The organism is Nocardia bhagyanarayanae (genome assembly GCF_006716565.1).
Classification (GTDB): domain Bacteria; phylum Actinomycetota; class Actinomycetes; order Mycobacteriales; family Mycobacteriaceae; genus Nocardia; species Nocardia bhagyanarayanae.
This window is the reverse complement of sequence record NZ_VFPG01000002.1, coordinates 1,378,890-1,405,504: the sequence shown is the minus strand read 5'-3', so window position 1 is coordinate 1,405,504 and position 26,615 is coordinate 1,378,890. Positions and strand designations below refer to the sequence as shown.

27 protein-coding genes are annotated in these 26,615 nt (G+C 69.4%); 12 read left to right on the top strand and 15 right to left on the bottom strand.

Translation table 11 applies throughout. From position 1 onward, the window contains the following. Positions 1-158: 158 nt before the first annotated feature. Complete coding sequence (locus FB390_RS33160; protein WP_141813085.1) at positions 159-1,607, top strand: amino acid permease; 1,449 nt, start codon at positions 159-161, stop codon at positions 1,605-1,607. 32 nt (positions 1,608-1,639) lie between these two features. After that, entirely contained in the window at positions 1,640-2,200 is a 561-nt protein-coding gene (locus FB390_RS33155) for an Lrp/AsnC family transcriptional regulator (protein ID WP_141813084.1), read from the top strand. Between the two features lie 10 nt (positions 2,201-2,210). Here the strand turns inward: FB390_RS33155 and ald are convergent, their stop codons facing one another. The 3 genes from ald to glpK (FB390_RS33140) all read right to left on the bottom strand — a co-directional run bounded on the left by ald (position 2,211) and on the right by glpK (FB390_RS33140) (position 6,894). Then, positions 2,211-3,320, bottom strand: coding sequence for an alanine dehydrogenase (gene ald, locus FB390_RS33150; RefSeq protein WP_141813083.1), 1,110 nt, complete (start codon positions 3,318-3,320; stop codon positions 2,211-2,213). A 240-nt stretch (positions 3,321-3,560) separates the two neighbouring features. Continuing rightward, on the bottom strand, positions 3,561-5,315 hold the full coding sequence (locus FB390_RS33145) for a glycerol-3-phosphate dehydrogenase/oxidase (protein WP_141813082.1): 1,755 nt from the start codon (positions 5,313-5,315) through the stop codon (positions 3,561-3,563). Positions 5,316-5,379: 64 nt separating this feature from the next. Next, a complete protein-coding gene (gene glpK / locus FB390_RS33140) occupies positions 5,380-6,894 on the bottom strand; it encodes a glycerol kinase GlpK (protein WP_141813081.1) in 1,515 nt (504 codons plus the stop codon). A gap of 139 nt (positions 6,895-7,033) precedes the next feature. Here glpK (FB390_RS33140) and FB390_RS33135 point away from each other — a divergent pair, with 139 nt between their 5' ends. The 3 genes from FB390_RS33135 (at position 7,034) to FB390_RS33125 (ending at position 9,802) form a co-directional block, all read left to right on the top strand. Continuing rightward, on the top strand, positions 7,034-7,807 hold the full coding sequence (locus FB390_RS33135) for an IclR family transcriptional regulator (protein WP_141813080.1): 774 nt from the start codon (positions 7,034-7,036) through the stop codon (positions 7,805-7,807). After that, positions 7,804-9,321: a glycerol kinase GlpK gene (gene glpK / locus FB390_RS33130; RefSeq protein WP_141813079.1), complete on the top strand. Its 1,518-nt coding sequence runs from the start codon at positions 7,804-7,806 to the stop codon at positions 9,319-9,321. The genes FB390_RS33135 and glpK (FB390_RS33130) overlap by 4 nt, the downstream gene beginning before the upstream one ends. A gap of 97 nt (positions 9,322-9,418) precedes the next feature. Continuing rightward, positions 9,419-9,802, top strand: coding sequence for a DUF1304 domain-containing protein (locus tag FB390_RS33125; RefSeq protein ID WP_141813078.1), 384 nt, complete (start codon positions 9,419-9,421; stop codon positions 9,800-9,802). 41 nt (positions 9,803-9,843) lie between these two features. Here FB390_RS33125 and FB390_RS33120 read toward each other — a convergent pair whose 3' ends face one another. From FB390_RS33120 to FB390_RS33095, 6 genes are read right to left on the bottom strand one after another with little or no spacing between them, the layout of a single operon-like run. After that, the gene (locus FB390_RS33120; RefSeq protein ID WP_141813077.1) at positions 9,844-11,067 is read right to left on the bottom strand and encodes a cytochrome P450 family protein; all 1,224 of its coding nucleotides are present in this window, start codon (positions 11,065-11,067) and stop codon (positions 9,844-9,846) included. 15 nt (positions 11,068-11,082) lie between these two features. After that, the gene (locus tag FB390_RS33115) at positions 11,083-12,333 is read right to left on the bottom strand and encodes a cytochrome P450 (protein WP_141813076.1); all 1,251 of its coding nucleotides are present in this window, start codon (positions 12,331-12,333) and stop codon (positions 11,083-11,085) included. A 2-nt stretch (positions 12,334-12,335) separates the two neighbouring features. Further along, a complete protein-coding gene (locus tag FB390_RS33110; protein WP_141813075.1) occupies positions 12,336-12,941 on the bottom strand; it encodes a GTP-binding protein in 606 nt (201 codons plus the stop codon). Next, positions 12,916-13,266 carry a DUF742 domain-containing protein gene (locus tag FB390_RS33105; protein ID WP_141813074.1) on the bottom strand — a complete coding sequence of 117 codons (351 nt, stop codon included), beginning with the start codon at positions 13,264-13,266 and terminating at the stop codon, positions 12,916-12,918. The genes FB390_RS33110 and FB390_RS33105 overlap by 26 nt, the downstream gene beginning before the upstream one ends. Continuing rightward, positions 13,263-13,694: a roadblock/LC7 domain-containing protein gene (locus tag FB390_RS33100; protein WP_141813073.1), complete on the bottom strand. Its 432-nt coding sequence runs from the start codon at positions 13,692-13,694 to the stop codon at positions 13,263-13,265. The genes FB390_RS33105 and FB390_RS33100 overlap by 4 nt, the downstream gene beginning before the upstream one ends. Then, on the bottom strand, positions 13,694-15,073 hold the full coding sequence (locus FB390_RS33095; protein WP_141813072.1) for an ATP-binding protein: 1,380 nt from the start codon (positions 15,071-15,073) through the stop codon (positions 13,694-13,696). The genes FB390_RS33100 and FB390_RS33095 overlap by 1 nt, the downstream gene beginning before the upstream one ends. A 451-nt stretch (positions 15,074-15,524) precedes the next feature. On the opposite strand from FB390_RS33095, the gene FB390_RS33090 reads away from it, so the two are divergent. Continuing rightward, positions 15,525-15,758 (top strand): hypothetical protein, encoded by a 234-nt coding sequence (locus FB390_RS33090; protein WP_246124545.1) that lies wholly within the window; start codon positions 15,525-15,527, stop codon positions 15,756-15,758. On the opposite strand, the gene FB390_RS33085 is transcribed toward FB390_RS33090, so the two are convergent. The 3 genes from FB390_RS33085 to FB390_RS33075 form a co-directional block, all read right to left on the bottom strand. Further along, positions 15,755-16,303 (bottom strand): YceI family protein, encoded by a 549-nt coding sequence (locus FB390_RS33085; RefSeq protein WP_141813071.1) that lies wholly within the window; start codon positions 16,301-16,303, stop codon positions 15,755-15,757. The two genes, FB390_RS33090 and FB390_RS33085, sit on opposite strands and share 4 nt — an antisense overlap. 114 nt (positions 16,304-16,417) lie before the next feature. Continuing rightward, positions 16,418-17,041, bottom strand: coding sequence for an FMN reductase (locus FB390_RS33080; protein WP_141813070.1), 624 nt, complete (start codon positions 17,039-17,041; stop codon positions 16,418-16,420). Then, complete coding sequence (locus FB390_RS33075) at positions 17,038-18,129, bottom strand: LLM class flavin-dependent oxidoreductase (protein ID WP_141813069.1); 1,092 nt, start codon at positions 18,127-18,129, stop codon at positions 17,038-17,040. The genes FB390_RS33080 and FB390_RS33075 overlap by 4 nt, the downstream gene beginning before the upstream one ends. A 143-nt stretch (positions 18,130-18,272) precedes the next feature. Here FB390_RS33075 and FB390_RS33070 point away from each other — a divergent pair, with 143 nt between their 5' ends. Then, a complete protein-coding gene (locus FB390_RS33070) occupies positions 18,273-18,704 on the top strand; it encodes a type II toxin-antitoxin system Rv0910 family toxin (RefSeq protein ID WP_141813068.1) in 432 nt (143 codons plus the stop codon). Between the two features lie 93 nt (positions 18,705-18,797). Here FB390_RS33070 and FB390_RS33065 read toward each other — a convergent pair whose 3' ends face one another. After that, on the bottom strand, positions 18,798-20,333 hold the full coding sequence (locus tag FB390_RS33065) for a DHA2 family efflux MFS transporter permease subunit (protein ID WP_141813067.1): 1,536 nt from the start codon (positions 20,331-20,333) through the stop codon (positions 18,798-18,800). Positions 20,334-20,554: 221 nt separating this feature from the next. Here FB390_RS33065 and FB390_RS33060 point away from each other — a divergent pair, with 221 nt between their 5' ends. From FB390_RS33060 to FB390_RS33050, 3 genes are read left to right on the top strand one after another with little or no spacing between them, the layout of a single operon-like run. Then, a complete protein-coding gene (locus FB390_RS33060) occupies positions 20,555-21,772 on the top strand; it encodes a hypothetical protein (RefSeq protein WP_141813066.1) in 1,218 nt (405 codons plus the stop codon). Between the two features lie 32 nt (positions 21,773-21,804). Next, positions 21,805-22,965: a M4 family metallopeptidase gene (locus FB390_RS33055; RefSeq protein ID WP_281292443.1), complete on the top strand. Its 1,161-nt coding sequence runs from the start codon at positions 21,805-21,807 to the stop codon at positions 22,963-22,965. 6 nt (positions 22,966-22,971) lie between these two features. Then, a complete protein-coding gene (locus FB390_RS33050) occupies positions 22,972-23,280 on the top strand; it encodes a protealysin inhibitor emfourin (protein ID WP_185757381.1) in 309 nt (102 codons plus the stop codon). Positions 23,281-23,320: 40 nt separating this feature from the next. Here the strand turns inward: FB390_RS33050 and FB390_RS33045 are convergent, their stop codons facing one another. Next, entirely contained in the window at positions 23,321-24,244 is a 924-nt protein-coding gene (locus FB390_RS33045; RefSeq protein ID WP_141813064.1) for a LysR family transcriptional regulator, read from the bottom strand. A 52-nt stretch (positions 24,245-24,296) separates the two neighbouring features. Here FB390_RS33045 and FB390_RS33040 point away from each other — a divergent pair, with 52 nt between their 5' ends. Further along, complete coding sequence (locus tag FB390_RS33040; protein WP_141813063.1) at positions 24,297-24,839, top strand: YaeQ family protein; 543 nt, start codon at positions 24,297-24,299, stop codon at positions 24,837-24,839. A 194-nt stretch (positions 24,840-25,033) separates the two neighbouring features. Here the strand turns inward: FB390_RS33040 and FB390_RS33035 are convergent, their stop codons facing one another. Further along, positions 25,034-25,357 carry a hypothetical protein gene (locus tag FB390_RS33035; RefSeq protein ID WP_141813062.1) on the bottom strand — a complete coding sequence of 108 codons (324 nt, stop codon included), beginning with the start codon at positions 25,355-25,357 and terminating at the stop codon, positions 25,034-25,036. Positions 25,358-25,598: 241 nt separating this feature from the next. On the opposite strand from FB390_RS33035, the gene FB390_RS33030 reads away from it, so the two are divergent. Further along, entirely contained in the window at positions 25,599-26,612 is a 1,014-nt protein-coding gene (locus FB390_RS33030) for a DNA topoisomerase IB (RefSeq protein ID WP_141813061.1), read from the top strand. The last annotated feature ends 3 nt before the right edge of the window (positions 26,613-26,615 follow it).

The window sequence follows — 26,615 nt, the reverse complement described above, 5'->3', positions numbered from 1 at the left end:
GCGTTGTCCAGTCGGACAACCCGGGCGGAACATTATTTATCCAACTCACCGATCACACCGCGTTCGTGGTCCGATTAGCTGACTGCCACCAGTGTGATCTGCGTTACCGTGCGTCCGCGACCCGGGCGCTCGGGAACGCAGCGGAGAAAGGAAGCCGCATGTCCCTCGCGGAGTTGCGCCACCAGATGTTGCGCCGCAAACCCCTCGTCGCAGTCGAGGACGAGACGCCCACCGACGAACGGCTGGCCAAACACCTCGGCGTCTGGCAACTCACCGCGATCGGCGTCGGCGGCATCATCGGCGCGGGCATCTTCACCCTCGCGGGCAGCGTCGCCAACAAGACCACCGGCCCGGCCGTGCTGCTGTCCTTCCTGGTGGCGGGCCTGGCCAGCGCGGCGGCCGCGCTGTGTTACGCGGAGTTCGCCGGCATGGTGCCGAAGGCGGGATCCGCCTACACCTACGGCTACGTCTCGCTCGGCGAGTTCGTCGGCTGGTTCATCGGATGGGATCTGCTGCTGGAGTACATCGCCGTCGCGGCGGTCGTCGCGATCGGCGTCTCCGGGTACTTCGGATTCCTGCTCGATCAGGTGGGCATCACGCTGCCCGACTGGATGCTCGGCGCCTCCGGCACCGGTGACGGTCACGTCGTCGACGTGTTCGCGATGGTGTTCTGCCTCGGCACGGCATGGGTGCTCTCGCGCGGTATCCGCAGCGTCGGCCGGTTCGAGACGGTGGCCGTCGGCATCAAGGTCGCCCTGGTCCTGCTGATCATCGTGCTCGGCGTCTTCCAGATCGACAGCTCGAACTACACCCCGTACTTCCCGTACGGCACCGGCGCGGTGATGACGGGCGCGGCCACGGTGTTCTTCGCCGTGTTCGGCTACGACGCGATGAGCACGGCGGCCGAGGAGTCGGTCGACGGCAAGAAGCACCTGCCCAAGGCGATCCTGTACTCGCTGGCCATCGCGATGGTGCTGTACGTGCTGGCGACCCTGGTGCTCACCGGCATGCAGAAGTACACCGAGATCGACCCGGAGAGCGGCTTTTCCAGCGCCTTCGAGGCCGTCGGCATGCCCGGCATCGCCAACATCATCGCGGTCGGCGCCATCGTCGGCATCATCACCGTGGTGCTCACCTTCATGCTCGGTGTGACCCGGGTCTGGTACTCGATGAGCCGCGACGGCCTGCTGCCCGAGTGGTTCGCCAAGACCCATCCGGAGCGCAAGGTGCCGACCCGCGTGACGTGGATCGTCGGCATCGGGTCGGCCATCCTCGCGGGGCTGCTGCCGATCAACCTGGTCGCCGAGCTCACCAACATCGGCATCCTGAGCGCGTTCGTGGTGGTCTGCGTGGCGGTGCTCGTGTTCCGCTACACCCGGCCCGAGGTACCGCGCACCTTCCGGCTGCCGTTCATGCCGGTCGTGCCGATCGTCGGCGTCGTGTTCTCGGTGTGGCTGATCCTGTCGCTGCCGTGGGAGACCTGGGCGCGCTTCGGGACCTGGCTGGTGGTCGGCCTGGTGATCTACCTCGGGTGCTCGCGCACCCACTCCAAGCTCCAGCAGACCGCTCCCGGCGCGCAGAACGCCGTCGGCTCGGCGCGCGAGTGAGCGGCGCGGGCGGGGCCTCGAGGATTATTCGGATGAATACTTTCGAATCGAATCGGATTCGCTACCGTGAGCCGGTGACCAGGAAAGATTCACCGGTACCGCCACCTCAGGCCCCGCCGCGCCGTAGCCGCACGCCGGTCCCCCTCGACGACATCGACCGCGTCCTGCTCGACGAGCTGGCGCGCGACGGCCGCATGACCAACAACGCGCTGGCGGCCGCGGCCGGTATCGCGCCGTCGACCTGCCTCGGGCGGGTGCGGGCACTGGTGGAGCGCGGCGTGATCCGCGGCTTCCACGCCGACATCGATCCGTCCGCGCTCGGCCGGGGCTTGCAGGCGATGATCGCGGTACGGCTGCACGGGAATTCGCGCAAGCACCTCGCCGAGTTCGGCAAGCGGCTCGCGGCGCTCGCGGAGGTGCTCAACGTGTACTTCATAGCGGGCGCCGACGACTACCTCATCCACGTCGCCACCGAGAACACCGACGAGCTGCGCGGTTTCGTGCTGGAGCACCTGAGCGCGAATCCCGCGGTGTCCTCGACGGAGACGATCCTCATCTTCGAGCACCTGCGCCCGCAGACGCCGGTGCACTGAGCCGCCGAACCTAGGCCGCGACGAGCCGCTCCGCGGTGTAACCGTGTGCGGCGGCGACGGATTCGGACAGCAGCGTGCCCTCGTGGGTGCTCAGTCCAGCGGCCAGGCCGGGATCCGCGGCGACGGCGTCGCGCCAGCCGCGCTCGGCCAAGGCGACGACGTAGGGAACGGTGGCGTTGGTGAGCGCCACCGTCGACGTGTTCGGCACCGCGCCGGGCATGTTCGCGACGCAGTAGAACACCGAATCGTGCACCCGGTAGGTCGGATCGGCGTGCGTGGTCGGCCGGGAATCGGCGAAGCAGCCGCCCTGGTCGATGGCGATGTCGACCAGCACCGAGCCCGGCTTCAGCTGTTCGACGAGATCGTGCGAGATGAGCTTGGGCGCTTTGGCTCCGGGAACCAGCACCGCGCCGATCACCAGATCGGCCTCGCGCACGCAGTTCTCGACCTCGTACGCGTTGGAGACGACGGTGCGCACCTGCCCGCGGTACTGCTCGTCCACCTCGCGCAGCCGTGCGACGTTCAGATCGAGCACGGTGACCTCCGCGCGCATCCCCACCGCGACGGCGATGGCGTTGCGTCCGGCGACGCCCGCGCCGAGCACCACGACCTTCGCGGGCCGCACACCCGGCACCCCGCCCATGAGCACGCCGCGGCCGCCCTCGCTGCGCATCAGGTGGTACGCGCCCGCCTGCGGGGCGAGCCTGCCCGCGACCTCGCTCATCGGGGCCAGCAGCGGCAGGCCGCCGTCGCGTCCGGTCACCGTCTCGTAGGCGAGCGAGGTGATGCCGGAGGTCAGCAGCGCGTCGGTGCACTCCTTGGAGGCGGCCAGGTGCAGGTACGTGAACAGCACCTGCCCGGCGCGCATCCGCGAGTACTCCTCGGCCACCGGTTCTTTCACTTTGAGCACCAGGTCCGCGGCGCCCCAGACCTCGTCGGCCGTCGGCAGGACGTGCGCGCCGACACAGCCGTAGGCGGCGTCCTCGAACGCCGACCCGGCGCCCGCACCCGCCTCGAGGAACACTTCGTGTCCGCGAGAGACAAGCTCACGCACACCGGCCGGCGTGCACGCCACCCGGTACTCGTGATTCTTGACCTCGCGGGGGATCCCGATTTTCATCAGCACTCCTGATCGTCTCGTCGCCGTTCGAGCTAGAGCGGATCCCTATCGATCGGGACCGCCTCAGGATCGAGTATGAAAATTCTGCGAGATCAGATCCAGATTTCTGAAGATGATTCTGCGATTGGCGTCAATAGACGCGTATGCAGCGGTAGAGGTTGCGGCCACGGCCGCCTGGTCGAATCATCTTCGACCCCTCCGGAGGCGTCCGCGACACGCGTGCCGCGGACCTCACGACGGCTACACCGAGACCCGGTCGCCTTCCGGCGCGCCCGCGATCCCGCGCGAGTCGGGCGCACTGAGCCGCACCACGTCGGCCGTCCGGTCGTCGGGCTGCTCGTTGGCGCGCAGTTCGGCCTCGACGCGCACCCGGTAGGTCTCGATCTCACGCTCGATCCGCTCCTCGTCCCAGCCGAGATACGGGGCGACCAGGCGCGCGACCTCGGCCGCGACCAGCACGCCGCGATCACCGGTCTCCACCGACAGCCGGGTGCGGCGGGTGAGGATGTCGTCGAGGTGCAGCGCGCCCTCGTGGGTCACCGCGTAGACGATCTCGGCCCGCAGGTAGCGGGAATTGCCCAACGGCGCACCGAGTTCCGGCTGCGCGCGGATGATGTCGCGCAGTTCGCCGACGGCGCTGCCGTAGCGACCGAGCAGGTGCTCGACGGTCGCCAGGTCGACGCCGAACTCGTCGGCGAGGCGAGCACGGGACAGCGACAGCTCGCGGTACCCGTGCGCGCCGACCAGCGGCACCCGCTCGGTGCACGACCGGGCGACGCGCCCCGGCAGATCCGCGACGGCCGCATCGATGGCGTCCTTGGCCATCACCCGGTAGGTGGTGTACTTACCGCCCGCGACGATCACCAGGCCCGGCACCGGCGTCGCCACGGTGTGCTCGCGCGAGAGCGCGCTGGTCTGCTCGGAGGCGCCCGCCAGCAGCGGCCGCAGTCCGGCGTAGACGCCGACGATGTCGTCGTGGCCGATGGGCTGCTCCAGCAGCCGATTCACCTGGGCGAGAATGTAATCGATGTCGGCGCGGGTGGCGGCGGGATGGGCCAGATCGTGGTCCCAGTCGGTGTCGGTGGTGCCGATGACCCAGTGGTCCTCGCTCCACGGGCACGGGATCACGAACAGCAGGCTCTTCTCGGTCTCGGTGATCAGACCGGTCTCGGAGTCGATGCGATCGCGCGGGACGACGATGTGCACGCCCTTGGAGGTGCGGATACGGAAATCACGTGTCCCGCCGAGCATTTCCTGGATCTCGTCGGTCCACGGCCCCGCCGCGTTGACGGTGCGCTTGGCCCGCACCGGGATGTGCCGACCGCTCTCCAGGTCGTGCACCAGCGCGCCGACGATCCGTCCGTCCTCGCGCAGGAAGTCGACGACCCTGGCGCTGGAGGCCACCAGCGCGCCGTGGCTCGCGGCCGTGCGCGCCAGCATCATGGTGTGGCGCGCGTCGTCGAGCTGGCCCTCGTAGAAGCTCACGCCGCCGCGCACGGTCCCGCGCTTCGCGCCGGGGAAACGCGCCAGGGTGGCCCGCCTGCCGAGGTGCCGATGGTGCTGCGGCACACCGCGTCCCGCGCCGAGGACGTCGTACACGCCGACGCCCGCGCCGACCCAGGCCCGGTCCAGACCGGGACGCTCCAGCGGGTAGACGAACTCGACGGGCCTGGCCAGGTGCGGCGCGAGGGTCTCCAGGATCAGCGAACGCTCCCGCAGCGCCTCGAAGACCAGGGCGAAGTTGAGCTGCTTGAGGTAGCGCAGGCCGCCGTGCACCAGCTTCGACGACCGGCTCGAGGTGCCGGAGGCGTAGTCGCGGGCTTCGACGAGCCCGACGCTGAGCCCACGGGTCACCGCGTCGAGCGCGGCGCCCGCGCCGACCACGCCCGCGCCGATGACCAGCACGTCGAGTTCGGTGCTCGCCATGGCGTCCAGGGCGCGGCTGCGCTCCGCCGGGTCCAGCGCGACGGGGGCGGTGAGAGAACGGTCGACCATGTCGGTCTCCTTCTGTTCGAATCGTGGTGCGCGCGTGCGCGTGTGGTCTGTGTGAGCGGGCGGCTCAGTGCGCGGGCGCCCAGTCGAGGGTGCGGCCGATGGCCTTGCGCCAGCCCTCGTATCCGGCGGCCCGCTGCGGCTCGGTCCATTCCGGTTGCCAGCGCGCGGATTCGCGCCAGTTGCGCCGCAATTCCTCGGCGCCGCCCCAGAATCCGACGGCCAGACCCGCGGCGTAGGCCGCGCCCAGCGCGGTGGTCTCCGACACCACCGGACGGCTCACCGGCACGCCGAGCACGTCGGCCTGGATCTGCATGCAGAGGTTGTTGGCGGTGACTCCCCCGTCCACCTTCAGCACCTCCAGCGCGACGCCGGAGTCCTTGAACATCGCGTCGGCGACATCGCGAGTCTGGTAGCAGATCGCCTCGAGGGTGGCCCGCGCGATGTGGGCGTTGGTGGCGTACCTGGTCAGCCCGACGATCGCGCCGCGCGCGTCGGAGCGCCAGTGCGGCGCGAACAGGCCAGAGAACGCCGGGACGAAATACACCCCGCCGTTGTCGGCGACCTCGCCCGCCAGCGTCTCGCTCTGCGAGGCGCCCTGGATGATGCCGAGCTGGTCGCGCAGCCACTGCACCGCCGAGCCGGTGACGGCGATCGAGCCCTCCAGCGCGTACACCGGGGCCTGTCCGGCGAATTGGTAACAGACGGTGGTGAGCAGCCCGTTCTTCGACCGAACCGGCGTGCCCCCGGTGTTGAGCAGCAGGAAATTGCCGGTGCCGTACGTGTTCTTGGCCTCGCCCGCGGACAGGCACACCTGCCCGATCATGGCCGCCTGCTGATCGCCGACCGCCGCGGCCACCGGGACCTCGCCGGCCAGCGGGCCCTGCGCGGTGGTCCGGCCGTAGCCCTCGGCGTCCGAGGACGGGCGGATGGACGGCAGCATGGCACGCGGAATGTCGAACAGCGCGAGCAATTCGTCGTCCCAGTCCAGGGTCTCGAGGTTCATCAGCATGGTGCGGCTTGCGTTGGTCACGTCGGTGACGTGCACGCCGCCGCGGACACCGCCGGTGAGGTTCCACAGCAGCCAGGTGTCGATGGTGCCGAACAGGGCATCGCCGCGCTCGGCCGCCGCCCGCAGGCCGTCGACGTTCTCCAGCAGCCAGCGGATCTTGCCGCCCGCGAAATAGGTGGCGGGCGGCAGCCCGGTGCGGTGGCGGATCAATTCTCCCGCACGGGTTTCCAGCTCGGCGGCGATCCGGTCGGTGCGGGTGTCCTGCCAGACGATCGCGTTGTGGTACGGCCGTCCGGTGCGGCGGTCCCAGACCACGGTGGTCTCGCGCTGATTGGTCACGCCGATCGCGGCCAGGTCGGCGGCGCGCAGGCCGTGCGAGTTGAGCGCCGTCTGGATGACGGCCGACGTGCGTTCCCAGATCTCGACCGGATTGTGCTCGACCCAGCCGGGCCGCGGCAGGATCTGCTCGTGTTCGAGCTGGTGCCGGGCGACGACCGCGCCCGCGTGGTCGAAGACCATGAAGCGGGTGCTCGTGGTCCCCTGATCGACCGCACCGATGAGGTCAAGCATGCGTCTCTCCGTTGTTCCGTTGTCCGGCGCGCGCGGCGCGCGGTACGCCATGCCGAAGGTAGGCAGCGGCCGATACGGCGACAACGGTGCGCGTTCGACAATGTCGAACGTTTCGCTTTCCCGCAGTACAGTCGAGTTCGTGCCGGGACCGATTCAGTCGATCGAACGGGCCGCCGCGATCCTGCGGGTGGTCGCCGAGGCGCCCTTCGGCGTCGGCGTCGGTGAGCTCGCGGGCGCGCTCGGTCTGCCCAAAGCGACGGCCCACGGTCTGCTGCGCACCTTGCAGCGCGTCGGCTACATCGAGCAGGACGACGCCACCGGCAAGTACCTCATCGGCGCCGCGGCCCTCGGGCTCGCCGACGCCCGGCTCGACACCAACGTGCTGCGTTCCTACGCGATGAACTGGGCCGACACCCTGGCCGCGCGGTCCGGCGAGTCGGTGCGAATCGGTGCGCTGCGCGGCGAGGGCGTGTCGATCGTGCACCACGTGTTCCGGCCCGACGGCTCCGAGCAGACTCTCCGCGTCGGCATCGAACTGCCCTTGCACGCGACCGCGCTCGGCAAGGTACTGCTGGCCTACACACCGGGTTTGACCGAACGCGTCGCGAGTGCGCCGCTACCCGCTTACACCCGGCGCACGGTCACCGCGCCGCGCGCCGTGCACGCCGAGATCGCGCGGGTGCGCGCGCAGGGCCATGCCGAGGACGTCGCCGAGTTCGCCTTCGAGCGGGCGTCGGTGGCGGCGCCGCTGCGCGACGCCGGCGGACGGGTGGTCGGCGCGCTCGGCGTGGTCGGCGCCGTCGATCGGGTGACCGATCCCGGCGTCCGTCCCAAGCTCGTCGAGCTGGTGCGCGCCACCGCGAGCGCCGTCTCCCGCGACCTGGGCGCCGACCGCCCGCGGGTGCGCCGATGACCGCCGAACGGGGTCGCGGCCGGTACGTGATGGCCATCGACCAGGGCACCACGTCCAGCCGCTCCATCCTGTACGACGCTGCGGGACAACTGGTTTCGATCGCCCAGCGCGAGCACCGGCAGCTGTATCCCGCCGCGGGACGGGTCGAGCACGACGCCGCGGAGATCCGTCGCCACGTGGCGGCGCTGGTCGACCGGGTGATCGCCAAGGCGGGCGTCGCCGCCGACCAGGTGGTGGCGATCGGCATCGCCAACCAGCGCGAGACGACGGTGCTGTGGGACAGGGAGACCGGCGCGCCCGTCGGCAACGCGATCGTCTGGCAGGACACCCGCACCGAGGACCTCGTCGCCCGGCTCGCGCGCAGGCCCGAGGCCGACGAGGTCGTCCGGCGCTGCGGATTGCCGCTGCTGAGTTACTTCGCGGCGCCGCGCGTCCGGTGGCTGCTCGACCGCGACGAGCGGCTGCGCGAACGCGCGGAAAAGGGTTCGGTGCTGTTCGGCACGATGGACAGCTGGCTGATCTGGAACCTCACCGGCGGCCCGCGCGGCGGCGTGCACGTCACCGACGTCACCAACGCCGGGCGCACCATGTTGATGAACCTCGCCACCCTGGACTGGGACGACCGGCTGCTCGACTTCTTCGGCATCCCGCGGGCGATGCTGCCCGAGATACGCTCCAACGCCGAGGTCTACGGCCACACCGCGGCGGGCATCCCGATCGCGGCCGCGCTCGGCGACCAGCAGGCGGCGCTGTTCGGCCAGACCTGCTTCGCCGCGGGCGAGGCCAAATGCACCTACGGCACCGGCAGTTTCCTGCTCACCAACACCGGGACCACGCCGGTGCGCTCCACCCACGGGCTGCTCACCACGGTGGCGTTCCAGATCGACGGCGAACCCGCCCGCTACGCGCTGGAAGGTTCGATGGCCGCCACCGGAACGCTGGTGCAGTGGCTGCGCGACCGGCTCGGGCTCATCGACGCCGCGCCCGAGATCGAAACGCTCGCAAGCACTGTCGAGGACAACGGCGGCTGCTACGTGGTGCCCGCGTTCTCCGGCTTGTTCGCGCCGCGCTGGCGAGCCGAGGCCCGCGGCGTGATCGCGGGACTCACCTCCTACATCACCAAGGGGCATCTGGCCCGCGCGGTGCTCGAGGCCACCGCCTGGCAGACCAGGGAGGTGGTCGACGCGATGAACGCCGACACCGGCTACGCCCTCACCGAACTCCGCGTCGACGGCGGCATGACCTCGAACAACCTGCTGATGCAACAGATCTCGGACGCGCTCGGGGTGCCGGTGGAGCGGCCGCTGTTCTCCGAGACGGTGTCCCTCGGCGCGGCCTACGCCGCGGGCCTCGCCGTCGGCCTGTGGCCCGACATGACGGGTCTGCGCCGCAACCGCCGCACCGCGAGCCGGTGGCTGCCGACCATGCCGGACGAGCGGCGGGACCGGGAGTACCGCCGCTGGTCGCGGGCCGCCGAACTCACCTACAACTGGAACGAACCGGGCGAGTCGTGAACCGCGCGCGCGGCGCGACGGCGCGTCGGCAGGCCGTTCGCCGGTCCGACGCTACGGTGCTGGAAGCAAAGGCCGGAATTCGTCCGAGGAGGGGCAGTTGCTCACCGTCGTCCAGATACTCGCCGTGCTCGCGGCGCTGCTGCACGGCTACATCTTCGTGCTCGAATCGCTGCGGTTCGCCGAGCCGAAGGTGTACGCGGGGACGTTCCACGTCGAGCGCGAGGATCTAGCGGCCGTCCAGCCCTGGGCCTTCAACCAGGGCTGGTACAACCTGTTCCTCGCGATCGGCACGTTGATCGGCGCGCTGCTGCTGCCGACTCTCCCCCAGGCGGGCTGGGCGCTGCTGCTGATCGGTTGCGGTTCGATGATCGCCGCGGCGGGCGTCCTGGTGGCGACCGACCGGCGTTTCGTCAAAGCCGCCCTGATACAGGGGACGCTGCCCGTCCTCACACTGATCGCGGGCTTCATCACCCAGGTCTGAACGCGGGGAGGGCTCGCCGAGCGGCCCTCCCGCACGACCGATTACGGATTCAGATACACCGGCAGGCGGCGGTGGCCGTTGGAGATGAAACTGGGTACCGCGCCCAGTTCCCCCGGCTCGGCGGCCAATTCCATCTTCGGGAACCGCGCGAAGATCGCGGGCAGTGCGACGGCGGCCTCCATGCGGGCGAGCGGAGCGCCGAGGCAGTGATGCGCGCCGTAGCCGAAGGCGACGTGCTCCTTGTTCGCGCGGTGCACATCGAACTCGTCGGCGGTGTCGCCGTGCACCTTCCGGTCCCGGTTGGCCGCGACATAGGACGCCAGGATCGGCTCGCCCTTCGCGATGCGCGCGCCATCGAGTTCGATGTCGTCGACCGCGAAACGCAGCGGCAGGTGCGCGACCGGAGCCTCGAACCGCAGCGCCTCCTCGATCAGGTCGCTCCACGCGGCCCGCTCCTCGACCACCTCGGCACGCTGCTCCTGCCGGGTCAGCAGCGCGAAGATGGCCTGGTCGAGCAGGTTCACCGTGGTCTCGTGGCCCGCGCTGATGACGAGCAGCAGCGTGTCGATCAGCTCCTGCTCGGTGAGCTGGGTGCCGTCCTCCTCGTCGCGGTGCGAGATGAGCAGGCTGGTCATGTCGTCGCCCGGATGCTCGCGCCGGTAGGCGACGAGTTCACCGAGGATCCGGTACATCTCCATGTAGTTGGCCTGCGACTGCTCGGGGGTGAGCGAGGTGTCGAAGATGCCGTCCACGCAGGTGCGCAGTCCGGCGTTCAGCGACTCCGGCACGCCCATCAGCTCCGAGATCACCTGGATCGGCAGCGGATAGGCGAAACCGTCGCGCAGGTCGACCGGTTCGCCCGCCGGGGCGGCGGCGAGCTCGTCCAGCAGTGCCGCCGTGATGGCCTCGATACGCGCGCGCATGGCCTCGGTGCGGCGATGGGTGAACGCGGGCGCCACCAGCTTGCGCAGCCGACGATGATCGGCGCCGTAGGCGGTGAACATGTTGTTCACCGCGACCCAGAGGAACAGCGGCCAATCCTGCGGGATCTCGCCGTTGATGAACGCGGGCCAGTGCTGGCTCGCGTCCTTGGACACCCTCGGGTCCACGAGCAGCTTCTTCAACAGTTCGGCATCGGTCACCGACCATGCCCGCACACCGCCCGGCAACTCGACCAGCGCGACCGGCCCGAGCGCGCGAAGACGCGCGGACTCACCCTGGATATCGGCGCCGGTGGGATCGAGGACGAGGGGCTGACTGTCCATCGGGGGGCACTCTCCTTAATACAGGTTCAGCGGAGGGGATTTCGGGAAGGTGACCGGAAGGGACACCAGAGCTCGATGGAAAGGCCCAGGCCGCCAAGTCAATTGATCGACGGGCACCGCTAGTCGCATTTCCGGTAGTGCGTCGAGCAGCTGATCGATCGCGTCCTGCGCGATCAGGTAGGCCGCCGACCTCGCCGGGCACGCGTGCGGGCCCGTGCTCCACGCCAGATGCGAACGGTTGTCGGTGTAATCGCCCGCGTCGATCGCCGGATCGTTGTTGCACGCCGCCATGCTGATGACCACCGGCTGGTGCGCGGGCAGCCAGGTGTTGTCGATCAGGATGGGCTGTTTCGGATACGAGACGCAGTAGTTGGCCATCGGCGGGTCGGTGAAAAGCACCTCGTCCAGCGCGTCCCGAGTGGACAGGCTGCCGCCCAACAGGTTTCCCGCGAACCGGTCGTCGGTGAGCATGAGCAGCAGCGTGTTCACGATCAGGTTCTGCTCCGGCTCGATGCCCGCGCCGTACAGGGTGACCAACTGGTGGATCATCTCCACGTCGTCGAGCCCGACCGGGTGGCCGATCAGCCGGGAGACGATGTCGTCGCCCGGCTCCTTGCGCTTGCGGGTGGTCAGCTCGTGCAAGGCGTCGGTGAGCATGGCGTTGCCCTTGTCCGCGTTCACGCCTTCGAAGATGGCGGCCATGCCGGTGGCCACCTGCTGGCCGATATCGGCCGGGCAGCCGAGCATTTCGTTGAGCACCGCGAACGCGAGCGGGAAAGCGTACTGGCTGATCAGGTCCGCGGCGCCGTCGGCGCAGAAGGCGTTGATCAGCGGGACCGCGACGCGCTCGATCGTGGCGTGCATGGCGTGCAGGTCGACCTCGGTGACCGCCGCGAGGTTGGCCGCCCGATAGCGCGTGTGCTCCAGGCCCGCGCTGCGCAGCGCGTTGGGACGCCATTCCAGCATCGGCAGGATCGGGCATTCGCCGGGCACGTTCTGCTGCCAGGCGCGCGGGTCGGCCGGAAAGTGCTCGGGGTCGTTGAGGATTCGCAGCGCGGTGTGATACCCGATCACCAGGGTCGCGGGCACGCCGGGCGCCAGATCGACCGGCGCGAGCGAGCCGTACTGGCGGCGCATCTGCCGGTACGCGCGGTGCGGGTCGGCGGCGAACTCCTCGGTGTACAGCGGCACCCGCGGTCCGTCGGTGTCGATCGGCGAGCCGTGCGGGACGGGGCAGACCCCGGCGGGCGCCACGTGCGGAGGCATTGTCAAAGTCGGGACTCCAGACGGTGGAACAGGAATTCGACGAGCGTGATGAGCGATTGCAGACACGTGCCTCGATGCCGCGCGTCCAGCATGGTCAGTGGCGTGCCCTCGGCTAGGTCCAACGCGTCGCGGACCTCGTCGAGCGGGTACTGCTTGGCGCCCTCGAACTGGTTGACCGCCACCGAATACGGCACGCCGCGTTCCTCGAGCACCGAGAGCACCTCGTCGGCCTTCTCGATGCGACGGGTGTCCACCAGCACCAGCGCGCCGAGCGCGCCGCGAGCCAGCTCCTCCCACAACGGCACGAAGCGCTGCTGGCCCGGTGTGCCGAAAAGGTATAGCGCCAGTTGGGGATTCAGCGTGATGCGGCCGAAGTCCATCGCGACTGTCGTCTGCGTCTTGCCGGGCAGACCGGCCATGTCGTCGACGCCGATGCTGGCTTCGGTGATGGTCTCCTCGGTGCGCAGCGGCTTGATCTCCGAGACGCTGCTGACGAAGGTCGTCTTGCCGACGCCGAAGTTGCCCGCCACCAGCAATTTGACCGATCGGGTCACGGTCTCCGGCACATAGTCGACAACTCGCTCAGGCCGAGAGAGCGCGGAGCCCATTCAGTACCTCCTCCAAAAGGGCTATCTCCGGCAGGTTCTCGGCCGGGGTTGGCGTAGTCAGGTGGCCGCCGTCCATGAGATCCGATACGACGATCTTCACCACGGACGGCGGCAGGTCGAGATAGGCGGCGATCTCGGCGATGGACAGCACGCCGCGCCCGCTGCACAGGTTCATCACGCGGCGTGCGTCCGGGCTCGCGCCGGGCGCGGGAGCCAGCGCCGCGACGACGAGCGTGACCAGATCCAGTTCGCGAGTGGGACGCGAACGCCCGCCGGTGCGCACATAAGCCCGAACCAGGTCGGGGTCGCGGCGGGACCTGGTCATGACAGGTCGCTGTCTGTCCTCTGCCGCGACTGGCTGCCGAGTTCGTGCCCGACGCGCCCGGCCAGTTCGTTCATCCGGTGCGCGATGAGGCTGACGTCGATGTCCGCGGTGGTGGAGACGCCGAGCAGGGCGCCCTCCCCCGCGGCGGTGATGAAGATCATCCCGTCGTCGTACTCGGTCATGTTCTGGCGCAGGCCCGTCTCCGGTCCGCCGCAGAACTCGCCCAGCGCCTTGCCGAGGGACCTCAGGCCGGAGGCGGCCGCGGCGAAGCGTTCGGCGTCGTCGCGGGCGATGCCCTTCGAGTGCGCGATGCGCAGCCCGTCATCGGACAGCAGTACCGCGAACCGGACGCCTGGAATGCTGAGATCCTCGAGTAGCCAGCCGAGCTTGTTGCTGCTATCGGCCACGGCGGTAGTCGGTGTGCCCATCAAGGTGTCATCCCTTCCGTGTGTTCGGCGGCGGCGGCGCGGCCGCTCTTGGAACCGGTGTGCCATGCGGCGGCGATTTCCGGCCTCGCGGGCGCGGTGTCGCCGGAATTCCTGGCTCGCGTGCCGATCGCGGGCGCCACCGCGCGGCGCCGCCGCTTCGGTAGGCCGCCCTCGGTGATCTCGTGCACCGCGAACCCGGTGTCCTCCGGCTCCTCCTCCCGCGGCGCGGGCACCGGTTCGGGTGCGGGCGCGGGAGTTTCGGCCGGGGCGGCCGCCGTCGTCTTGTCGCCTTTGCTCGGCGCGGCGAGCAGGGCCTCGGGGATGTACACCATCGCGCGCATGCCTCCGTAGGCGTTGGGCCCGTCGATGTAGACCGTGAACCCGTAGCGACGCGCGAGCGCGGCGACACCGGGGAAACCGACCTTCGGCGACGGACCGAGCTGGTGGATGTCGACCGGGCGCTCGTTGGCGAGCACCTGCCTGGCCTCCTCCATCTGCTCGGCGTTCATCCGCACGCCCGCGTCATCGATGATGACGGTGACGCCGTGGTGTCCCTCCTGGAAGCTGACGTCCACGAAGGAGGTCGGCGGCGAGTAGCGCAGCGCGTTGTCGAGCAGGGTGGCCAGGGTGTGCACGAGCGGTTCCACCGCTCGGCTGACGACTACGCGGTCCAGTTGGGTGGTCCGCACCCGCAGGTAGTCGCGCACGCGGCCGGTGGCGCCGCCGACCACGTCGGTGAGCGACTGCGCAGGCCAGCGCCTGCCGGGGAGACCGCCACACACGATCACGTAGGACTGCGCCTGGCGGATCATCTGCTGGACGGTGTGGTCGATACGGGTGAGCGTGGCGTAGACGTCGTCGTCACGGTGCTGGCGCAACGCGGCGCTGACCACCTGGCTGACGTCGGCGCCGAGGCTCACCACGGAGGTGCCGAAGGAGCGCACCGCGCCGCTGGTCGCGTCGCGCGCGGCGGCGCCGACCTCGGCGCGCACCGCCTCCTCGGCGGCGTGGATCGCCTGTCTGGCGTGCGCGTCGGCCTCGGCCGCCGCGCGTTCCCTCGTCTCGGACTGCATCAGGCGCAGGTCGTCGGCGTAGCGATCGCCGATCCACTGCAGGCACTGGGCAAGTCGCGAATTCTGCAGTCCCGCCGGCACTTCGATCGTGCTGGTCGGCTGCTCGTAGCGTCGGACGGCGTCGGTGATCGCCGGCATGGTCTGCCCGGCGAAACGCTCCAGCGCCTCGTCCCGCTTACGCTGGTCCTCCAGTAGGGACTCGGCTCTGGCCCGCTCCCGGCGCAGCGCGGCGATCGTGTAGACGACCGCGACGACAAGCACCGTGGCGAGGATCCATGGAAGTAATACGGCGATATCCAGATTCATCAGTTCTCTCGTCGTTGACGGGATCGAGCCTCCCCCCGATGCACCGCCCCCGTTAAGGTCCCCGTCCGAACCCGCACCCTGCCACCACAGATCTCCGTCTTTTCTTTTCCTAACGACACCGATCGTGTGACGCCTGATCGGATCCATTGCGCGTCGGAGGATCTGGCTCTCGCGGACAGGCACCACCGGAGGCTCACCGCTCACCTCACAGTGCCCGCAGCGCAGGCAGCCAGCGAATCGATCACCGACCGACCGGAGCCAGTCCGACACGCCAGAACCCGACGACTCGCCAACCCTAGCAGCATCACAGCGAAGTCACGACGGATCCTGATGACGGGCTTTGCAATTCGCAGTGAACAGAACGCCGACTTCGGAAAATCCAAGCAGCGCAGTTCAATGCGGCCGACACGAATCGGCTGTTCGGAGCCGGATCGAACAGCCGGAGCGGCCATTGTTCGCCGAATTCGCAACGGCGCAAGGGAAGGACGATCTGGTTCTCGCCGTCCTGCGGCGCAGGGAGAAGCTGTGGACCTTCGAACCCGACGAGTTCGCCAGGTCATGGCACATCTTGATGAAGGGCTCGATCGTCTCCGCGGCGGAGGGCGATCGACAGGCCGCGCGCCGCGCTCGCGAGATGGCGCGCGCCCTGATCGCCGCCCACCGGCCGGGGCAGACCTCGAGCTAGCTCTGGAGACCGGCCTCGATCTCCAGCGTGAGGGTGACCTTGTCGCCGATGACCGCGCCGCCGTCCGGCAGCGGCATGTCGATGTCGAGGCCGAACTCGCGGCGGGAGACCACGGTCTTGGCCTCGAAGCCGGCGACCGGGCCGTTGCCCATGCCCTGGTTCACGCCGAGGAACTCCACGTTCAGCGAGACCGGCTTGGTGTTGCCGCGGATGGTGAACTCGCCGTCGACGACGAATTCCTCGCCGTTCACCCGGAATCCGGTCGACTTGAACGTCATCAGCGGGAACTCCTCGGCGTGGAAGAAGTCGGCGGTGCGCAGGTGGGCGTCGCGCTGCTCGTTGTCGGTGGTCAGCGAGTTCACCCGGATCTCGGCCTCGGCCGACGCGGCGCCGTCCTCGCCGATGACGAGCTTGCCCTCGAAGTCGGTGAACCGGCCCCGGACCTTGCTCACCATCAGGTGGCGTACCGAGAAGCCGACGGTGGAGTGGGCGGGGTCGATGACCCAGGTGCCCGCGGACAGTCCCTTGGCGATGGCGGTGGTCATGAGATTCTCCTTCGGTTGGTAGAAATTTCAACTAGTACGGCGGTCGGGTGCGACATCCTCGGCGTCACCCGGTGTCCTTGCGCACCAGGCCGGTGCGCAACGGCTTTCCTCGCGTCAGCCCGGCAGGCGTCCCGCGAGCAGGTCTTCGAACGGCACGGTATCGCGGTACGGATCCGGCGGGCGCACGGCCGAACGCGCGGCGAGCACCTCGGCGAATTCCTCGGCGGCACGGTCGATGCGGCGGCTCAGCCCCTCGCCCGCGCTGTCGGCGCCCCAGTCCTCCGAGGCGGCGTACACCGAGGTGGGCACGACAACCGAACGCAGGTAGGTGAACATCGGGCGCACCGCGTGCTCGAGCGCCAGCGAGTGGCGCTCGGTGCCGCCGGTGGCCCCGATCAGCACCGGCATTCCGACCAGCGAATCCGGTTCGAGCACATCGAAGAAGGTCTTGAACAGGCCGCTGTAGGAGGCGTTGAAGATCGGCGTCACCGCGATCAGGCCGTCCGCGCCGACGACCCGATCGATGGTCTCGCCCAACGCGGGCGCGGGGAAACCGGTGAGCAGGTTGTTGGCCAGATCCCGCGCGTGGTCGCGCAGATCGACGATGTCCACCCGCACGTCCCGGTCTCGGCCGACCAGCACGCGTTCGGTGGCGGCGGCCAGACGGTCGGCGAGCAGCCTGGTGGACGAAGGTTGCGAAAGACCGCCCGAGACAACCGCGATGCGCGTGGCGGTCACGACGCCACCTCCGTCGCGGTGCGCGCGGCGAGCAACGAGGCGTGCGTCGGCGCGTCCGGCACGTGCGCGGGCTTGCGCGCGGCGAATTCCTTGCGCAGCACCGGAACGACCTCCTCGCCGAGCAGATCCAGTTGCTCCAGCACGGTTTTCAGCGGCAGCCCGGCGTGGTCGACCAGGAACAGCTGGCGCTGATAGTCGCCGAAGTGCTCGCGGAAGGTCAGCGTCTTGTCGATGACCTGCTGCGGACTGCCGACGGTGAGCGGGGTCTGCTCGGTGAACTCCTCCAGCGAGGGACCGTGACCGTAGACCGGCGCGTTGTCGAAGTACGGGCGGAATTCGCGCACCGCGTCCTGCGAGTTCTTGCGCATGAACACCTGTCCGCCGAGACCGACGATGGCCTGGTCGGCGGCGCCGTGCCCGTAGTGCTCGTAGCGGCGGCGGTACAGCTCGATCAGCCGCTGGAAGTGCTCCTTCGGCCAGAAGATGTTGTTGGCGAAGAAGCCGTCGCCGTAATAGGCGGCCTGTTCGGCGATCTCGGGGCTGCGGATGGACCCGTGCCAGACGAAGGGCGGCACGTCGTCGAGCGGGCGCGGGGTCGAGGTGAAGGACTGCAGCGGCGTGCGGAACTTGCCCTCCCAGTCCACCACGTCCTCGCGCCAGAGCCGGTGCAGCAGATGGTAGTTCTCGATGGCGAGCGCGATGCCGTCGCGAATGTCCTTGCCGAACCAGGGATACACGGGTCCGGTGTTGCCGCGGCCGAGCATCAGGTCGACGCGACCGTCGGCCAGGTGCTGCAGCATCGCGAAGTCTTCGGCGATCTTGACCGGATCGTTGGTGGTGATCAGCGTGGTCGCGGTGGACAGCTGGATGCGGTCGGTGCGCCCGGCGATGTAGCCGAGCATGGTGGTCGGCGAGGACGGCACGAACGGCGGGTTGTGGTGCTCGCCCGTCGCGAACACGTCCAGGCCCACTTCCTCGGCCTTCTGCGCGATCGTCACCATGGCCTTGATCCGCTCGGCCTCGCTGGGGGTGCGGCCGTCCGTGGGATCCGCGGTGACGTCACCGACGGTGAAGATTCCGAACTGCACGAGGCCTCCTCGAGCTCATTTGGTTGACTTGGCAACCATATCAACTCGGTTGCTTCGCCGCATATTCCGACGTGACGGGGCTCACAGATCGCGGCGGCTATCGGGGCCAAGTCGAACCGCCGGTACCGGATAACATGCGCGGCATGGCAAAGCTCAAGGTCTCCGTCGACGTCCCGATCAGCCCGGAAGAGGCGTGGTCGCACACCTCCAACCTGAACGAGCTGGACAAGTGGCTCACCATGCACGAGTCGTGGCGCGGCGAGGTGCCGGAGACGCTGACGGTGGGGACCGAACTGGTCGGCGTCGCGTCGGTCAAGGGCATGCGCAACCGCGTGACGTGGAAGGTCAAGACCGCGGAGCCGCCGCGCAAGCTGGTGCTCAGCGGCGCGGGCAAGGGCGGCACCAAGTTCTCGCTGGGACTTCTGGTCGCCCCCAAGGGATCCGGCTCCGAGGTGACCGTCGACATCGAACTCGGCGGGGCGCCACTGTTCGGCCCGATCGGCTCGGGCGTGGCGCGCGCGGTGAAGGGTGACATCGAGCGCTCGCTGGACAAGTTCGTCGCGCTCTACGCGTAGGCGCTGCCATCGGCCGTCGCCGAACCGCGCACGAAACGATTCGGGTCCGCGGCGTGTTCGCCGCGGACCCGAATCTGTTGCCGGAGGCCAGGCTCAGTGCACGAGCACCTTGGCGTCGGCGTCCTGGGTGTTCGCCGGTTTGGTCCGGGGCAGGAAGAACGCCGGGACCAGCGTCAGCACGATGAGGACCAGCGCGACGATGTAGGTGTCGCTGAACGCCTGCGCGGCCTGGTCCAGGCCGGTCGCGATGGCGTCCGGGCCGAGCTGCTGCGCGACGGCGGGATCGGAGTTCGCGACGATCGCGGGTCCGGCCAGCGGCTGATCCTTCAGCAGGTTGGTCAGAACCACCGACATGGTCGCGGTGCCGATCGAGCCCGCGGTCTGGTTGATGATGTTCATCAGCGTCGAACCGCGCGCCACCTGCTGGTGGGTCAGCGTCTGAATGGCGGCGGTCATGATCGGCATCATGGTGCAACCCATGCCGAGACCCATCACGAGCAGCGCCAGGCACATGATCACGTACGACGTGTCCGCCTCGAGCTGGGTGAAGAAGGCGGTGCCCACCGCGAGCAGCACGATGCCGATCATCACGATCTTGCCGGGGCCGTACTTGTCGACGAACCGGCCCGCGATCGGCATGGTGAGCATCGCGCCGAGCCCCTGCGGCGCGATCAGCAGACCCGCCGCGAGCGCCGACTCGCCGCGCACCTGCTGCAGGTAGCTCGGCAGCAGCAGACCCGCGCCGAAGAACGCGATGGCGAACAGCACCATGGTCAGCACCGAGGCGGTCAGCGCCTTGTTGCGGAACAGGTGCAGGTCGATGAGCGGATGCTTGGTGCGCAGCGCGTGGAAGACGAACGCCACCAACAGAACCAGGCCGATCGCGGCCGGAATCAGCACCTTCTTCGCGGTGACCGTGCCCGCCTCCGGAATCGTGGAGACGCCGTAGAGGAACAGCGCGAGACCCGGCGAGGCGAGCAGCATGCCGAGGAAGTCGAACGACTCCGAGGGCTCCGGCTCGTCGGCCGGGAACACGATGTAGGCGAGCACCAGCGCGACGATGCCGATCGGCAGGTTGATCAGGAAGATCCAGTGCCAGCTGAACGCGTCGATCAGCCAGCCGCCCAGGATCGGGCCGCCGATCGGGCCGAGCAGCATCGGCACGCCGAGCACCGCCATCACGCGACCGACCCGCTGCGGGCCCGCCGCGTGGGTCATGATCGTCATGCCGAGCGGCATCAGCATGCCGCCGCCGATGCCCTGGATGACGCGGAAGGCGATCAGCGACTCAATGTTCCAGGCCGTACTGCACAGCAGCGAACCGAGCACGAAGAACGTCAGCGCCGCCATGTAGAGGCGTTTGGTGCCGAACCGGTCGGCCGCCCATCCGGTGAGCGGGATGACGGTCGCGAGCGCCAGGGTGTAGCCGGTCATCGTCCACGCGGCGATCGCGTAGCTGGTGCCGAACTCGATTTGGAAGGTAGGCAGCGCGACGGTCACGACGGTGATGTCGAGGATCGACATGATCGCGCCGAGTACGACCACGCCCGCCACCTTGAACACGGCGGCGTCCAATTTGTCCGAGGACGGATCTTGTCCCGCCGCCTGAATATCCGGAGGTTGTGTCACCGGTTAAGAGTGTCACTTTCTCGCCCGAAGAACCAGACGACTCTCGAACCAGATGATTCCGATTGGAAAAATTCTGGTCGTTCGCTCGCTACTCGAGTAGTGCTCCCGCCATTTTTGACGTAGTCGCCTACGCAGGGAACGCGCGCCGCATCGGCCGACACTTCTAATCGCACGCCCGTCCGGGCAGCGCGAATCGAAATCCATTCCATTCAGGGGCCGACATGCCGCGCAGTCTTCGTTTCACCGACCCACCCAGCACTCCCGAGCAGCTCGCCGCGACGCCGCCCGATCGCGAGGCCGAGCCGACCGACGGCCTCGCCTTCGAGACGACCGTCGACGTTCCGGCCGACAGCGCCGATGTCGAGCAGTCCTCGGTCGTCGTCCGCGGCTTCGACGCGGGCGCCGCGACGGAGCAGCCCGCGACCCAGGTCCGAATCAGCTACCGGCCGAGCCGAATCGGCGCCCGTGCCATTCCGCCCTCGGTGCCCGCGGAGCGAGTCGATCCGCCGGACGCCGAGATCGTGGCGCGCGAAGAGCAGCGCCTGGAACGCGAACTCGACGGGAAGGCCGCGACTCCCGAACAGCTCGCCGACCTGGAATCGGCCATCGCACGCGCCACCGCCGAGTTGCCGCGCATCAGCACCGACGCCGGGGTGCCGAAGCACCTGGCGGTGCGCTCGGTTCCCGAGCCGATGCCCGAGGAAGTCCGCGCGACCCGCTTCCCCACCGCGCCGGCGAACCCGTCGCTCGACGCGCCCCGTCCCACGACGGTCTTCCTCCCCGAGAACCGCCAGGTGCTGTGGGACACGGCGTACCCGTGGGGCTGCAACGGCCGGGTGACCACCGGTAACGGTGCGGGTTCCGGCGTGATGGTCGGCCCGAGGCACCTGCTGACCGTCTCGCACGTGATGGTCTGGAACAACGACGGATCGGTGGGCTGGCTGGAGTTCGTGCCCGCGTTCTTCGATCGCGAGCCCGGGCCGTTCGGGAAGGCACACGCGATCCGGACCTACTACCACCGCAAGGTCACCGGCGGTCTCGACGAGGACGAGCGGCGCCACGACTACGTCGTGGTGGTGCTGAACTGGCGGATCGGCGACCGGACCGGGTGGCTGGGGTCCAAGTCGTACACCGACTCCTGGGACGGCCAGACGTGGTGGAGCCACGTCGGCTACCCCGCGGACTTCGGTGGGCTGCGCCCCACCTGGCAGAGCAGCATCTCCCTCGACGGCCACAACTCGCAGGCCGATTCGAACCAGGAGATGCACCACTGGGGCGATGTCGCGGTCGGCCAGTCCGGTGGCCCGTTCTTCGCCTGGTGGGACGGGGTTCCGCACACCGTCGCCGTGCAGAGCTCGCACGACAGCGGACGCAACTACGCGAGCGGGGGTTCCTACATCCCGAACCTGATCAACCGGGCTCGTACCGAATTCCCCTGACAAGCAGTCCTTTGGCAACGAAAGGAACGATCGTGACCACGCCAGCGGCACGCCGCAACTGCATCATTCCGCCCTACCTACTGGATCTCCTGCTCCAGAGCCCGAATCCCGACGTCCGCGGCGCCGCGATCGAAACCCTCGTTTCGGACACGCGCATGCGCACCGAGCGTCGCCTGACCGCCGCGTTGCCACTCGCGGCTCCGCCGACCGACGCCGCCCGTACCGTCTTCGACTGCCGTTCGTCCCGCAACCTCGCCGCGGCCCGCCAGGTCCGCGGCGAATCCGGCGCGGCGGTCGCCGACGCGTCGGTGAACCGAGCCTTCGACGGCCTCGGCACGACCCGCTCGTTCTTCTCCGAAGTCCTGCAACGCAAGTCGATCGACGACCGCGGAATGCAACTGCACGGTTACGTGCATTACGGTCGCCGATACAACAACGCGCTGTGGGATGGCAGCCGCATGATCTTCGGCGACGGCGACGACCGGGTGTTCACCGATTTCACCAAGTCGCTCGATGTGATCGCCCACGAACTCGCGCACGGCGTCACTCAGTTCACCGCGGATCTCGTCTACGAGAGCCAGCCCGGTGCGCTCAACGAGTCGATGTCCGACGTGTTCGGCTCGCTGGTGAAACAGTGGAGCGCGAAGCAGACCGCCGACCGAGCGGATTGGCTGATCGGCGCGGACATCTTCACCCCCGCTGTCGCGGCCGACGCGTTGCGCTCGATGAAAGCGCCGGGCACGGCGTGGAACGAAGCGTTGTTCGGCAAGGACCCGCAGCCGGGCCACATGGACGACTACGCCGACCTGCCGATTTCCGAGGACGGCGACTGGGGCGGGGTGCACATCAACTCCGGGATTCCCAACAAGGCGTTCTACCTGGCCGCCGTCGAAATCGGCGGCTACGCGTGGGAGGCGCCGGGGCACATCTGGTACGAAGCGTTGCGTACCGCGCACAGCCGGACGGAATTCCAGGAGTTCGCCGGGCTGGCCGTTGCCGCGGCCGGGCGCCTGTGCGGCGCGGGCAGCAGGGAGCAGGACGCGGTGCGGTCGGCGTGGACGCAGGTCGGCGTCGACGTCGCGGAGCGGCGGGACGTGGGCAACGGCGCGGCGGCGGATCAGATCGCCGACCTGACGGCGCAGATCAAGCAGCTGTGCGACCGGGTCGACCTGATCTCCAACGAGCGGCGCTGATCGGGCGTGGTCCCCGTGAAAGTCACGCTGACAACGTCGGGTGGGCACCTTCCCGGGCTGCCCACCCGGCCGACGGTCGTCGATTCCGCCACGCTCGCGGCGGCCGACGCCGACCGGCTGGCACACGCCGTCGCGGCGGCGGTCGCCGCGGACGACGCCGCACTGCGGACGTTTCGCGCACCCGATGCCGCCACCTATCGCCTGACGATCGAAACCGCTGACGGCACCGATGTTCTGGTGGGCTCCGACGGTGCGCTGAGCCCGGCGCTCGCCGAATTGCTCGATGTGGTCGAACAACTCGGCACACCCTCCTGATCCGCGCGGGCCCGCATCGGCTCGCTCGTACCAGCGGCGATCACCAGTCCCGCGCGGCGAGCAGCAGGTGGCGGCGCACCCGTTCGACGTGGCGGCGCGGCGAACTTCCGGGGCGGCGGGCCAAGAAGGCGGTGTTGATGGGCGGGTCCTCCGGTTCGAGCAGCGCCGTCACCGCGCCGGAGGCGAGTTCGCGCGCGCACAGGTAACGCGGCACCACGCTGACGCCCGCGCCCGCGACGACCCCGGCGAGCACCGCGCGCAGGTCGCCGACGATCAGCGCGGGCTCGGCCGTGAGGCGGGTGTCGAAGACGTGGCGCCAGTAGCGGCGCAGGATCGGCAGGTCGGCGGCGTAGCTGAGCAGCGGTAGCCCGGCCAGCGCCGTGGGATCCCCGGCGCGCAGCCGCGCGGTGTCGATGCGCAGCGCCACGGTGGGGGCGGCGACGAGGACGAATTCCTCGTCGGCGAGCGGTTCGGCGAGCACCGTGCGCCCGCGCGGACGGGTGGTCGCCACGACAAGGTCGTAGGTTCCGGCCCGCAGACCGGCGAGCAGGTCGTCGGTGAGGCCCGCGGTGAGCGTCAGCCGCACGCCGTCGGCCACGAGCGGCGCCAACGCGGGCACCACCATGGCGGCAAGCAGTTCGGCGGGCCCGGCCAGCAGCACCGGCGGCTCCGGCAGCGCGGCCTCCGGCTCGGCGCCGCCCGCGATCGCCTCCAGCGCGTCCATCGGTCCCGCCAGCCGTGCGGCCAGCTCGTGCGCCGCCGCCGTCGCCGCCACGCCGCGCGGCAGCCGATCGAACAACGGACGACCGAGCCGCCGCTCGAGTATCTGCAATTGCGTGGTCACCGTCGGCTGCGACAGCCCGACCTGCGCGGCGCCCGCCGTGATCGACCCCGCGCGGTACACGGCGAGGAAGGTCCGCAGGTGCGCCAGATCCGCCACGCCATTGGTCCGCCGATCCGCCACGGCCAAAGTCTATTGCTCCGCCGATACCGCCTCTCGCTAAGCTTCTGCTCCTATGGCTCTCAGCGCGACACTGCACACGTTCACCGTTCATCTGGCCGATGTCGATCGCGGCGTCTACGAGGAGCTGGAGTTGCGGGTGGCGCGCCACCCTTCCGAAACGGCCGAGTTCATGCTGACGCGGCTGCTGGCCTACTGCCTCGAGTACGAGGAGGGCATCGCCTTCAGCGACGGCGGCGTGTCCTCCACCGACGAGCCCGCCGTGCTGGCGCGCGACCTCACCGGCCGACTGACCACCTGGATCGAAGTCGGCGCACCCGACGCGGACCGCGTGCACCGCGGCAGCAAATCGGCCGACCGCGTCGCCATCTACACCCACCGCGACCCCGCCAAGGTGCTCGCCCAACTCACCGGCAAGCGCATCCACCGCGCCGCCGACATCCCCCTCTACAGCTTCGACCGCGCTTTCGTCGACGCCGCCGTCCCCGCCATCGACCGCCGCAACACGGCCACGCTCTCCATCACCGAACGCCTGCTCTACCTCGACCTCAACGGAACGATTCTGAGCACCCCGATCGAAGAACACCGCCTCACCTGACCGCGGCTGAACGGCGACGCGCAGCGCCCGGCGCCGGGGCGGGCACCGGAGACGACGGCGACGAGGAAAAGGTTGCGCCGCAACCGATTCGGTATCCGTGCGAGGCTCGCTGTGTCCGACGGCGGATCGAAAGACGACAACGGCCCTCCGCGCGCCGGGCGGCGGAGGGCCGTTCTAGGCGAAGAGCGGAACGGTTACCTGCACACCCCGTCGAAGGCGGTGCCCTCGCGGGTGACGACGCCGTCGAGGATCGAGCACGCCGTGCCGTCCGCGACGGGCACCCGCACGACCGCCAGCGTGCGCGGATCCACGCACGGCGCCTTCGGCGAACGGAAGCCCGCGGCCGCCAGGCTGGTGTTCAGCTGGTAGCCCGCGGACTCGCAGGCCTCCTTCGCCGCATGCAAGTAGGCGTCGGTGGCGGGGTCCGCAGAGGCGTACCCGGCACCCACCACCGGGAGCACGGCGGCGATGGCGGCTCCGGCGAGGAAGGTGATCCGGCGGTGTGCGAGTTTTGTCATGGCCGAGATCTTATGGGCTGAACTCGGTTTCATGAACAATTCGGGCTGCGAAGTCGCATACCGAGTCCTGCAGAGCGGGACGGGCGATCGTTCGAGGACGCACGAGCCGCATCGACGGGGTGTGTCCGGCCGGACGGAGCAGCTAGACAGTAGCCGATCGCACTTTTGCCGAGCGCCGAACGGGGTAGATCGGAAAGGCGGGCGCGGCGAACGCGCTCGGGGCAGTGAGGAGGTCGGTCGCATGCGATTGCGACGCAGCACACCCTACGGCCCCGGCCTGCGCCGGATCGGCCGCGGCCGCGGCTTCTCCTACCTCACCACCGACGGCGAGCCCGTATCCGACAAGGAAGAACTGGAACGCATTCGCGCCCTGGTCATCCCGCCCGCGTGGCGCAAGGTGTGGATCTGCCCCTACCCGAACGGACACATCCAGGCGGTCGGCGTGGACGCGGCGGGCCGCAGGCAGTACCTGTATCACGAGCAGTGGCGGCGCGAACGCGACGAGGAGAAGTTCGACCGGGTGCTCGAGCTGGCGGCCCGGCTGCCGCGGGTTCGCGAGCGGGTCGGCGCGGACCTCGACCGTCGCGGCCTGGACCGGCACCGGATGGAGGCGCTGGCCATCGGACTGCTCGACCGCGGGGTGTTCCGCATCGGCGGCGAGGAGTACGCCGAGGAGAACGGCACGCGCGGCGTGGCCACGCTGCTGAAGGAGAACGTCGAACTGCACGGCGACGAGCTCGTGTTCGACTTCACCGCCAAGGGCGGCATCCGGCGGCAGGCCCGCCTCCGCGACGCGCGGTTGGCCAAGGTGGTGCAGGCGGTGCGGCGCAGCCGCGCACCGTCGAAGCGGCTGCTGATCTACCGGGACGAGACCGGCTACGGCGAACTGCACGCCGACGACATCAACGCCCGTTTCCGCGAACTCACCGAATGCGAATGCAGCGCGAAGGATCTGCGCACCTGGCAGGGCACAGTGCTGGCGGCCGTCGGCTTCGGACAGGCCGATCCGCCGTCCTCGCAGCGCGGCCGCAAACGCGTCGAGCGGGCCGTGACCGAGCGCGTCGCGGCGGAACTCGGCAACACACCCGCGGTCGCACGCAGCGCGTACATCGATCCGCGGGTGGTCGAGGCGTTCGAGGACGGCGTCACGATCTCCGACGCGCTACGGCGGGCCGCGCGCCGCAAGTCCGAGGACGAGCGCAGGGAGCTGACCGAGCGCGCCGTCATCCGCCTGCTGCGCCGCCGCGCCGGGTGATCG

Coding starts and splice junctions, on each gene's coding strand:
- FB390_RS33030 (WP_141813061.1), top strand. CDS start 25,599: ATGCGATTGCGACGCAGCACACCCTACGGCCCCGGCCTGCGCCGGATC.
- FB390_RS33100 (WP_141813073.1), bottom strand. CDS start 13,694: ATGGGCACACCGACTACCGCCGTGGCCGATAGCAGCAACAAGCTCGGC.
- glpK (WP_141813079.1), top strand. CDS start 7,804: ATGACCGCCGAACGGGGTCGCGGCCGGTACGTGATGGCCATCGACCAG.
- FB390_RS33060 (WP_141813066.1), top strand. CDS start 20,555: ATGCCGCGCAGTCTTCGTTTCACCGACCCACCCAGCACTCCCGAGCAG.
- FB390_RS33155 (WP_141813084.1), top strand. CDS start 1,640: ATGAATACTTTCGAATCGAATCGGATTCGCTACCGTGAGCCGGTGACC.
- FB390_RS33115 (WP_141813076.1), bottom strand. CDS start 12,333: ATGCCTCCGCACGTGGCGCCCGCCGGGGTCTGCCCCGTCCCGCACGGC.
- ald (WP_141813083.1), bottom strand. CDS start 3,320: ATGAAAATCGGGATCCCCCGCGAGGTCAAGAATCACGAGTACCGGGTG.
- FB390_RS33040 (WP_141813063.1), top strand. CDS start 24,297: ATGGCTCTCAGCGCGACACTGCACACGTTCACCGTTCATCTGGCCGAT.
- FB390_RS33160 (WP_141813085.1), top strand. CDS start 159: ATGTCCCTCGCGGAGTTGCGCCACCAGATGTTGCGCCGCAAACCCCTC.
- glpK (WP_141813081.1), bottom strand. CDS start 6,894: ATGCTTGACCTCATCGGTGCGGTCGATCAGGGGACCACGAGCACCCGC.
- FB390_RS33145 (WP_141813082.1), bottom strand. CDS start 5,315: ATGGTCGACCGTTCTCTCACCGCCCCCGTCGCGCTGGACCCGGCGGAG.
- FB390_RS33120 (WP_141813077.1), bottom strand. CDS start 11,067: ATGGACAGTCAGCCCCTCGTCCTCGATCCCACCGGCGCCGATATCCAG.
- FB390_RS33095 (WP_141813072.1), bottom strand. CDS start 15,073: ATGAATCTGGATATCGCCGTATTACTTCCATGGATCCTCGCCACGGTG.
- FB390_RS33035 (WP_141813062.1), bottom strand. CDS start 25,357: ATGACAAAACTCGCACACCGCCGGATCACCTTCCTCGCCGGAGCCGCC.
- FB390_RS33105 (WP_141813074.1), bottom strand. CDS start 13,266: ATGACCAGGTCCCGCCGCGACCCCGACCTGGTTCGGGCTTATGTGCGC.
- FB390_RS33070 (WP_141813068.1), top strand. CDS start 18,273: ATGGCAAAGCTCAAGGTCTCCGTCGACGTCCCGATCAGCCCGGAAGAG.
- FB390_RS33110 (WP_141813075.1), bottom strand. CDS start 12,941: ATGGGCTCCGCGCTCTCTCGGCCTGAGCGAGTTGTCGACTATGTGCCG.
- FB390_RS33085 (WP_141813071.1), bottom strand. CDS start 16,303: ATGACCACCGCCATCGCCAAGGGACTGTCCGCGGGCACCTGGGTCATC.